Annotated in this window: 6 protein-coding genes; 3 read left to right on the plus strand and 3 right to left on the minus strand. The window is 35.3% G+C overall.

The window, feature by feature from the left end:
• The first annotated feature begins 105 nt into the window (after window positions 1-105).
• Both ACG59Z_RS18610 and ACG59Z_RS18615 read left to right on the plus strand, forming a co-directional pair.
• On the plus strand, window positions 106-222 hold the full coding sequence (locus ACG59Z_RS18610; RefSeq protein WP_263613878.1) for a hypothetical protein: 117 nt from the start codon (window positions 106-108) through the stop codon (window positions 220-222).
• A gap of 228 nt (window positions 223-450) precedes the next feature.
• Window positions 451-1629 (plus strand): S8 family peptidase, encoded by a 1179-nt coding sequence (locus ACG59Z_RS18615; protein ID WP_400200695.1) that lies wholly within the window; start codon window positions 451-453, stop codon window positions 1627-1629.
• A 77-nt stretch (window positions 1630-1706) separates the two neighbouring features.
• On the opposite strand, the gene ACG59Z_RS18620 is transcribed toward ACG59Z_RS18615, so the two are convergent.
• Window positions 1707-2333, minus strand: a complete 627-nt coding sequence (locus ACG59Z_RS18620; protein ID WP_400200696.1) for an SOS response-associated peptidase family protein — start codon at window positions 2331-2333, stop codon at window positions 1707-1709.
• Between the two features lie 352 nt (window positions 2334-2685).
• Here ACG59Z_RS18620 and ACG59Z_RS18625 point away from each other — a divergent pair, with 352 nt between their 5' ends.
• Window positions 2686-4128: a glucose/sorbosone family PQQ-dependent dehydrogenase gene (locus ACG59Z_RS18625; protein WP_400200698.1), complete on the plus strand. Its 1443-nt coding sequence runs from the start codon at window positions 2686-2688 to the stop codon at window positions 4126-4128.
• A 53-nt stretch (window positions 4129-4181) separates the two neighbouring features.
• On the opposite strand, the gene ACG59Z_RS18630 is transcribed toward ACG59Z_RS18625, so the two are convergent.
• Window positions 4182-4625 carry a universal stress protein gene (locus ACG59Z_RS18630; RefSeq protein ID WP_279969996.1) on the minus strand — a complete coding sequence of 148 codons (444 nt, stop codon included), beginning with the start codon at window positions 4623-4625 and terminating at the stop codon, window positions 4182-4184.
• Between the two features lie 147 nt (window positions 4626-4772).
• The gene (locus ACG59Z_RS18635) at window positions 4773-6866 is read right to left on the minus strand and encodes an EAL domain-containing protein (RefSeq protein ID WP_400200700.1); all 2094 of its coding nucleotides are present in this window, start codon (window positions 6864-6866) and stop codon (window positions 4773-4775) included.
• Window positions 6867-7201: the final 335 nt, after the last annotated feature.

Genomic DNA, 7201 nt, shown 5'->3' on the forward strand with positions numbered 1-7201 from the left:
ATACGTAGGAATTATAGTTAAAAAAATTGTAAATTACTTATGATTGCTTGAATGAGTAAATTTTGAAATAATTTTTCTAATTTATTGTTTATCTATCATGTTGTTATGGATATTTTGAAGTTTTTAAAAAGTTTTAATACTGTAGGGACATACTTAACAATCATGACTATAGTTTTGCTCATCATGGTTATTCTTTTCTATATTGTTGATCCCAAATATTAAAGAATAACTGACTATAAAAGAATAAAATATATAAATTTTAATTAGATTCCTGTCACAGTTTTTGTTGAAAAGGTTGAAGTATATTGTGTGAAATAAAAAATTATGAAAATATGATTTAGGTTAAAAACAGATAAAACTCTTTATAATTTTCATCTGGAAGTTAAACCTGAAATAAAAAAGTTATTACTTATCATAAAAATACCTGAAATATAATATATGGAGATATACATGAATATTCACAAAGTTTCTGCTATTTTTCTTTCAATGGCAGCGACCCATTTAGCTTACGCAGCACCAAATCTTTTAAATTCTGCAATAGACTCTTCTCAAGCAAAAGGAATTATTAAAAATCAATATATTGTCATCTTGAACAAGGATATTGGACCTGCTAAAGATTTTGCACAGAATATTGCAAAACAACATGGTGGCAGGGTTTTGCAGAGCTACGATAGTGCTCTTAAAGGTTTTGCAATTTATTTACCTGATACGGCAGGAACAGCCTTTATTGAAGCGATGAAAAAGAATCCACAAGTTCTTTCTGTAGAAAATGATACTGTTGTGAATATTGATGCAACGACCCAAAGTAATCCTGATTGGGGACTAGATCGCATCGATCAGAAAGCTTTACCATTAAATTCAGCATATTCTTATTCGCAGACCGGTTCGGGTACAACAGCTTATATTGTTGATACTGGTATATTGTCTACCCATCAAGAATTTTCAGGTCGTGTATTAAATGGATATACAGCAATATCTGATGGTAATGGAACGACCGATTGTAATGGACACGGCACACATGTTGCTGGGACTGTAGGGGGGACGACTTATGGTGTTGCCAAGAGTGTAAGACTAGTTCCAGTCCGGATTTTAGGATGTGATGGGTCTGGTGCTTCAAGTAATGTTATTGCTGGTTTAGATTGGATTTTGAAAAATGGAAGTAAACCAGCCGTTGTAAACATGTCATTAGGCGGGGCAGCAAGTTCTTCTTTAGATAGTGCAGTAGAAAATTTATATAATAATGGTTATGTAATGGTCGTAGCCGCAGGTAACTCGAATACAGATGCTTGTACTTCTTCTCCTGCAAGAACAAGTAATGCAATTACAGTTGCTGCAACGGACAATACTGATACTCGAGCAAGTTATTCTAATTATGGAAGCTGTGTGGATGTTTTTGCGCCGGGAAGTCAAATTAATTCTTCTTGGATTGGAAGTAATACAGCCACTAAAGTATTAAATGGTACCTCAATGGCAACTCCACATGTTGCCGGTGTAGTTGCTGAAATGTTTCAAAGCACACCTACTGCTACGCCTCAAACGATATCGACTAATTTGTTAAATCAAGCAACCAGTAATGTAGTGAAAAATCCGTCTGGTAGCCCAAACCGTTTGCTCTACAAATCGCCTTAATGTCCAATATAAAAAAAGGTCCCAAGCGGGCCTTTTTTAATTTTTTATATATGTCCTCAGTGCTAAACATTTAATTATTATTTCTTCATATCTGCTTTCGGTAGAGATATAAATTCATGTAGTGGCATATCTAAGAAAAAATCAGACGCTTCTGTGTGCTTGCAAGTCAACCAATCATTCCTAAGATGATTTGGTATCACAATAATTGAACGTTTTTCATCGTCTGGTTTATGAAACTGCTTCATGAATGGATGCTGATCTGCGTTTATTGTTAACAATGACATTGACCGAACTTTCTGTTCATTAATGATGGTTTCTTCATAAATTGCTGCAAGTGTAAATGGTTCCCCATCTTGACGGAATATGCCATACCAATGAGCTTTTCCATTGATATATTTCGGTTCATAAATAGCTTCAACAGGTATAAGCCCGAATTGATCATGTGACCAAGCGTGTTTAAAAGAACGTTTGTGTTCAACCGTTTCAGTTCTTGCATTATAGGTTGCGTACTTAAATGAAACTTCTCTGGCATAGGGAGGTAACATTCCAAATTTAACTTTTCGCCATTCCAATTCATTTTGGTGAGATAAGATCATTGGACAGTCATCACTTGGATAAACATCCGATTTGTAATCAAAGGTTGGTTCAAATAAGTTTAATTGATGAGCATGATCTTTCTTAAGAGGTTTAAAATTTGCACACATAACTGAACCTGACTTCCGCTGAAATCCTTAAGCTCTAGCTTGAATCTTTTAGCTGGGTGTTATGTATATTTTTATAGTTTGAATTGTCTGTTTCAGTATTAATTTTACTTTTCAATTACTTTGTTAAAGGTTGCTTTCATATCAATCAGTTTAAAAACTTGATGAACTATTTATAAGATAACTTTTAAAGTATTCATTTGTTTTGGATAGCTACTTTTATGCAACAGAGCCTTTCAGAAATTTGGATTTTAATAAATATGCTATTCATCATAATACAAAACATATAGAGAACTTATACAAATCAAACGTTTTTGATTTGAGTAACTCTTTAAAAAATTTATAAGGTGGAATTATGAATAAACATTTATTAGCCAAGGTCACTCTTTTAGGTGCTGCACAACTATTTATGCTTAACACGGCATTTGCGGACATTCCGCTTACGCCAGCGCAATTTGCTAAAGCAAAAACAGAAAATTTTGATAAAAAAGTTATTCTGTCTAACTTAAATAAACCGCATGCTTTGCTATGGGGGCCAGACAATCAGATTTGGTTAACCGAACGTGCAACCGGTAAAATTTTAAGAGTAAATCCTGAGTCGGGTAGTGCAAAAACAGTTTTTCAGGTTCCTGAAATTGTGAATGATGCGGATGGGCAAAATGGTTTGTTAGGCTTTGCTTTTCATCCTGACTTTAAACATAACCCTTATATCTATATTTCGGGTACTTTTAAAAATCCAAAATCTACAGATAAAGAACTACCTAACCAAACGATTATCCGTAGATATACCTATAACAAAACAACAGATACATTTGAAAAACCTGTTGATTTGATTGCAGGCTTACCATCATCGAAAGACCATCAGTCTGGCCGTCTTGTTATTGGTCCAGATCAAAAAATCTACTATACGATTGGTGACCAAGGCCGAAATCAACTGGCTTATTTGTTTTTACCAAATCAGGCGCAGCATACTCCAACTCAGCAAGAGCTGAACAGCAAAGACTATCATACCTATATGGGCAAGGTATTACGCTTAAATTTGGATGGTAGTATTCCTAAAGATAATCCGAGCTTTAATGGGGTAGTTAGTCATATTTATACTTTAGGGCACCGTAATCCACAAGGTTTAGCATTTGCTCCAAATGGAAAGCTTTTACAATCTGAGCAAGGGCCAAATTCTGATGATGAAATTAACCTCATTTTAAAAGGTGGGAACTATGGTTGGCCAAATGTAGCAGGTTATAAAGATGATAGTGGCTATGCTTATGCCAACTATTCGGCTGCAACCAATAAATCTCAAATTAAAGATTTGGGTCAAAACGGGGTAAAAGTAGCCGAAGGTGTTCCCGTGACTAAAGAGTCTGAATGGACTGGGAAAAACTTTGTAGCACCTTTGAAAACGCTGTATACCGTACAAGATACCTATAACTACAATGATCCAACTTGTGGTGATATGACTTATGTCTGCTGGCCAACGGTTGCACCGTCATCGGCATATGTATATACGGGAGGGAAAAAGGCGATTCCAGGATGGGAAAATACATTATTGGTACCATCTTTAAAACGTGGAGTTATTTTCCGTATTAAGCTAGATCCGACATATAGTGCGACTTTAGATGATGCTGTCCCGATGTTTAAAAGCAATAACCGTTATCGTGACGTGATTGCAAGTCCTGAGGGCAATGTCTTATATGTACTGACTGATACAGCGGGTAATGTGCAAAAAGACGATGGTTCTGTAACGCATACTTTAGAGAATCCTGGTTCTCTCATTAAATTTACCTATAACGGAAAGTAGTTTATGTAAAAAACCCAGCTCTATAGCTGGGTTTTTTTGAACTTTAAATTTATCTATTCGGTTACGACCAATACGGGTACATGGATTTCTCCTAACAGTGCTTGAGTCACACTTCCTAAGAAGAACTTTTTAAAACCTTTTCGTCCATGAGAACCAATTACCAATAAATCAGCTTTTAGCTCAGTTGCTGCTTTGATAATTTCTGTGTGAATTGTTTGACCTTCAACAATCTTTGTTTCAACAGAAATTCCGTGTTGACTAAATTGCTCTTTAGCTTGATCTAAAATGCCCTGAATCGAAGCTCTCGCTTTATTAAAGTAATCTTGCGCAATTTCTGTACTATCAATGATTTCAACTGAAATAAAAGGATCAATAGTAAGCGCATATACTAAAGTGACTTTACTGTTAAACGCTTTAGCAAGATTTGCAGCATGGTTAACCGCAATAAGTGACGTAGGAGAACCATCGACTGGAACTAAAATATGGTGATAACTCATATATTGCTCCTTATTGCCTTGTGACAATATTTATTGTTGAAGAACCTAAGTTTGTTATCGTTATGGTTATATTATCGCCATTTTTATGGTTTTTATTGTGTATTTTTAGTGTGCAAAGTGAGCGACTACTTTTTGTATATATACAGATTAATTCATCGAATAATGGCTTTCTAAATAAGCCTGACCTTGTTTAAGAATAGATATAACTTGATTTGCATCAATAGCTTGTTCGAATAAAAAGCCTTGTCCAATGTTATAACCAAATTTAAGAAGTAGCTCTTCTTGTTCTACTGTTTCAATACCTTCTGCAATTAAACCGAGTGAGAGATTAGGAGCGAGTAAGCCAATTGCTTGGACAATTGCATAAATTGATGGGTCCTGTTGCATCTTTTGTATAAAGCTACAGTCGACTTTTAGACAATCAATTGGGTAGTCTCGTATATGCGTTAGAGAAGAGAAGCCTGTTCCAAAATCATCCAAAGCAATGCGTACGCCATGCTGCTTTAGTTTATTGAGTGCGCGAATAACATATTCAGAGCCACGGTCCCCAAGCATATGCTCGGTAACTTCTATTTCAATTAAATATGTAGGAATTTCAAGTTGATGAATCTTTTTTAATAATCTTTCGGCGTAATTGTCTCTTAAAAATTCAACTGGTGCAGCATTTAGTGATACTGGAAGTGGCTGAAAGCCTAACTTTATCCATTTAGCCATATCATGCAAAACTTGTTGCTGCATAATTTCACCAATTTTACTGGCTAAATCATAGTCTTTAAAAGCTTCAGCAATTTGTGAAGGCAAACCTCTTTGAGCCGAAGTTGTGTGCCAACGAAGTAATGCCTCAAAGCCCACAACAGCATGAGTTTTTAAATCAACTTTAGGTTGATAGTAGGGTTGGATAGTATGGTGACGGATAAGCTGTCGAGCAATGTTAAGTTGAGAGGCGATGGCTTCAGTCAACTGCATCATACTCGGGTTATACATACGTATACCGCCACGACCTCGAGCTTTTAAGTCATGCAATGCCATGTCTGCACAGCTTAATAAGCTTGACTGATCGACCGCATCTTGCGGGTAAATGGCACAGCCAATGCTCATACCGCCGTTGAGTACATTCCCTGCATATGTAATGGGTTGATTGAGTTGTTGAAGCAATACTTCAGCAAGTTCTCGGACATCATTTTCATTTTTTAAATGGCTGACAATAACTGCAAACTCATCGCCACCTAACCGAGCGACAGAACATCGTTCATGGTCTACGCACTGATTAAAACGTTTAGACAAGATTTTTAATAAGTGATCGCCAGCACTATGACCTATGGTGTCATTAATGTGTTTGAAATGATCTAAATCAATTAAAAGTAACCCTACACTTGTTTGGGTTTCTCGTGAGTAGGCTAGGGTACGTTTTAGTTGAAGCTTAAATGAGCGTCGGTTAAATAATCCAGTAAGTTCATCTCTCTCACTAATATCTCTTAATCGGTTTTCAGTAAGATATTGTTGAGTGACATTCCGAGAAACACACAATATTTGAATAATTTCGCCGTTTGTATGTTGAATTGGGGTAAGCATGTTATCCCAATATTCAGGATCTTGATTTGGTAAACAACTCATGCCAGCGAATCGAGCCACTTTACCCTGTAAGGCTTTTTTTAAGGCAACTCTTCCGCGTTTACGAATATGCGGTGGTAAAAGATCTAACCATCGCATACCGAAATTTTTTTCATCGACAGGTACACCTAATGCAAGGCACCCTGATTTATTCATATGAGATACTGTGCCATCTGTATTTAAAACCTTAATACAATCGACACTAATATCGAGCATTTGATTCTGTATATCGATATCTTTACGTAGGCTTTGTTGTTCTTGTATATCTTGATCAATATCTAGAAAACTAATAAACCATTCATTTTCTTGAGAAGGTTCATGATATTTCGATAATTGAATTGAAAGTTTACACCAACGATAGTGATGGCTCTTATGTAAAAGACGGCATTTAAATTCAACTCTTGATTGCAGTCGTATAGCATCTAACCATTTGTTTTTAACTTCTTCTAAATCGGCAGGGTACACGAAATCTAACCATTGCTGAAACAATGGAGGAGAGGTATCGTGCCAGTACTTTGTACACTCCGTATTGCAGTATAAAATTAAGCCTTTTTCATCACTGACCCAAGTCGGTAGAGGAAACTGCTCAACAATAAAGTGCTTTTGGGTAGTGTTCGACATTGAAGTCATAACATGCCTAAAACTGCTGAAGAGTTAAACTATTTATAAACTGTATTGTAATAGTTGTGTCGTCACCACAAAAGCTATAAAAAAATAATATTTGATGTTTTTTTCGCCTTGAATAAATGTTTTTCTAAAATAAAATTGATATTACTCATGTATGCATATGTTATTTATTAACTTTTAATTTTATTAAGAGTGTAAAAAATAGAGTATTAACTTTAAAAAATTATGCTTATTTTTGTAAAAAACTTGTTAAAACAGGTGTTTATAGATCAAAAAAAGAAGAGTTTATAGAGTAATTCATAGCAAATAAAATATTTAAGTGAGCAAGAAATAAAATG

This window comes from Acinetobacter sp. ABJ_C1_1 (assembly GCF_044684115.1).
Classification (GTDB): domain Bacteria; phylum Pseudomonadota; class Gammaproteobacteria; order Pseudomonadales; family Moraxellaceae; genus Acinetobacter; species Acinetobacter nosocomialis_A.

Excerpts from the sequence above, each read along its gene's own strand:
- ACG59Z_RS18610 (WP_263613878.1), top strand. The coding sequence starts at position 106 with ATGGATATTTTGAAGTTTTTAAAAAGTTTTAATACTGTAGGGACATAC.
- ACG59Z_RS18615 (WP_400200695.1), top strand. The coding sequence starts at position 451 with ATGAATATTCACAAAGTTTCTGCTATTTTTCTTTCAATGGCAGCGACC.
- ACG59Z_RS18620 (WP_400200696.1), bottom strand. The coding sequence starts at position 2,333 with ATGTGTGCAAATTTTAAACCTCTTAAGAAAGATCATGCTCATCAATTA.
- ACG59Z_RS18625 (WP_400200698.1), top strand. The coding sequence starts at position 2,686 with ATGAATAAACATTTATTAGCCAAGGTCACTCTTTTAGGTGCTGCACAA.
- ACG59Z_RS18630 (WP_279969996.1), bottom strand. The coding sequence starts at position 4,625 with ATGAGTTATCACCATATTTTAGTTCCAGTCGATGGTTCTCCTACGTCA.
- ACG59Z_RS18635 (WP_400200700.1), bottom strand. The coding sequence starts at position 6,866 with ATGACTTCAATGTCGAACACTACCCAAAAGCACTTTATTGTTGAGCAG.